Source organism: Dietzia sp. CW19, from assembly GCF_014145265.1.
Classification (GTDB): domain Bacteria; phylum Actinomycetota; class Actinomycetes; order Mycobacteriales; family Mycobacteriaceae; genus Dietzia; species Dietzia natronolimnaea.
Genome location: NZ_JAALEE010000365.1, coordinates 1 through 1,874, shown reverse-complemented (window position 1 = coordinate 1,874; position 1,874 = coordinate 1). Strand labels below are relative to the sequence as shown.

The 1,874-nt window shown below is 72.3% G+C and carries 2 protein-coding genes; both read left to right on the top strand.

Features of this window, described 5'->3' with window-relative positions:
• Positions 1 to 870, top strand: an 870-nt coding sequence (locus tag G6021_RS11230) for a 3-oxoacyl-ACP reductase (protein WP_182641308.1), incomplete at its 5' end; no start/stop codon positions are given.
• Positions 867 to 1,841 (top strand): MaoC/PaaZ C-terminal domain-containing protein, encoded by a 975-nt coding sequence (locus G6021_RS11225; protein WP_347238959.1) that lies wholly within the window; start codon positions 867 to 869, stop codon positions 1,839 to 1,841. The genes G6021_RS11230 and G6021_RS11225, both read left to right, overlap by 4 nt.
• The last annotated feature ends 33 nt before the right edge of the window (positions 1,842 to 1,874 follow it).

The following is a 1,874-nucleotide window of genomic DNA, read 5'->3' as shown; positions in this document are numbered from 1 at the left end:
TACGCCGACACCGGCGCGTCGGGCCTCGAGTCCACCCTGCGCTTCATCCTCTCCGGCAAGTCCGCCTACGTCGACGCCCAGGTGTTCCGCGTGGGTGCCGGCGCCGCGACCGCCCCCGGGTCCTGGGACCGCCCCCTCGAGGGCAAGGTCGCCGTGGTCACGGGCGCGGCCCGGGGCATCGGTGCGGAGATCGCCGCCGTGCTCTCCCGCGACGGGGCGCACGTGATCTGCTGTGACGTCCCCGCCGCCGGCGAGTCCCTTTCCGCGACCGCCAACAAGGTGGGCGGCACCTCGCTGCCGCTCGACGTGACCGCCGCCGACGCCGCCGAGGTGCTGGCCAAGCACGTGCAGGAGCGTCACGAGGGCGTCGTCGACATCCTGGTGCACAACGCGGGCATCACCCGCGACAAGACCCTGGCCGGCATGGACTCGGCGCGCTGGGACTCGGTCATGGCCGTCAACCTCGTCGCGCCGGAGCGGATCACCGCCGAGCTCGCGGAGAAGGGCGTCCTCACCGAGGGCGGCCGCGTCGTGGGCGTCTCCTCGATGGCCGGGATCGCCGGCAACCGCGGCCAGACCAACTACGCCGCCTCCAAGGCCGGCGTGATCGGGTTCGTCGACGGCGCCTCCGCCGAGCTGGCGTCCAAGAAGATCACCGTCAACGCCGTGGCCCCCGGCTTCATCGAGACCCAGATGACCGCGGCCATCCCGTTCGCCACCCGCGAGGCCGGACGCCGCATGAACTCCATGCAGCAGGGCGGTCTGCCCGTCGACGTGGCCGAGACGATCGCCTACTTCGCCAGCCCCGCCTCCTCCGCGGTCACCGACAACGTGATCCGCGTGTGTGGCCAGTCCCTCCTGGGCGCGTGATCGAGGTGGATCGCTCGTCGTCGGAGAACACCGTGGAGTACACCCGCCTGCCCGCCATCCCCAACCTCCTGGCCCAGTACGGCAAGGCCGCTCTCGGCTCTGTCCCCGTGGTGGGCGGCAAGCGCGACGGCACGTCGATGCCTGAGAAGGGCGTCGAGGTGGAGGACGTGCGCGTGGACGTGGCCAATCTGGCCGCCTACGCCCGCGTCTGCGGCCTGCGGTTCGGTGACGCGCTGCCGCTGACCTACCCGTTCACGCTGGCCTTCCCCCTGAGCATGCAGCTCATGCTGGACCCGGCCTACCCGGTCCCGGCCATGGGCTCGGTGCACCTGACCAACGAGATCGAGTCCCACCGCCCGCTGCGGGTGGGCGACGAGCTCTCGATCCGCGCGCGGGCCGAGAACCTGCGGGAGCACCCCGCCGGATTGCTGCTCGACATCGTCACGGAGATCCGGACGGGCGACGACGACGAGCCGGCCTGGATCCAGAGGTCGGGCCTGCTCTCCAAGCGCAGGACGTCCCTGACCCCTCCCAAGGACGCGCCGCGCCCGCCGAGACCCGAGCCGCCCACGGCCGCGGAGCTCGGCGACCCGACCGTGGTGAAGTCGGTGTCCGAGGCGCTGATCTCCGAGTACGCGTCGGTGTCCGGGGACCGCAACCCCATCCACGTCTCCAAGGTGGGAGCCAAGGCCTTCGGCTTCCCCAACGTGATCGCGCACGGCATGTGGACGGCCGCCACCATGCTCGGCGTGGTCGAGGGCGCCATCCCCGAGCGGGCGCGCTACTCGGTGGAGTTCGGCAAACCCGTCGTGCTCCCGGCCAAGCTGGCGATCTACGCCCGGCGCGGGTCCGGCCCGGGCGTCGGAACCGGTGTGGGCTCGGCTGCCGGCGACCCGGCCTGGTCGCTGCGGGTGCGCAACCCGCGCAAGCTCGGCACCGTGCACGCCACGGCCACCATCGAGGAGCTCTAGCCCGTTCACAGGCGGACGACGCCCCCCACCCCA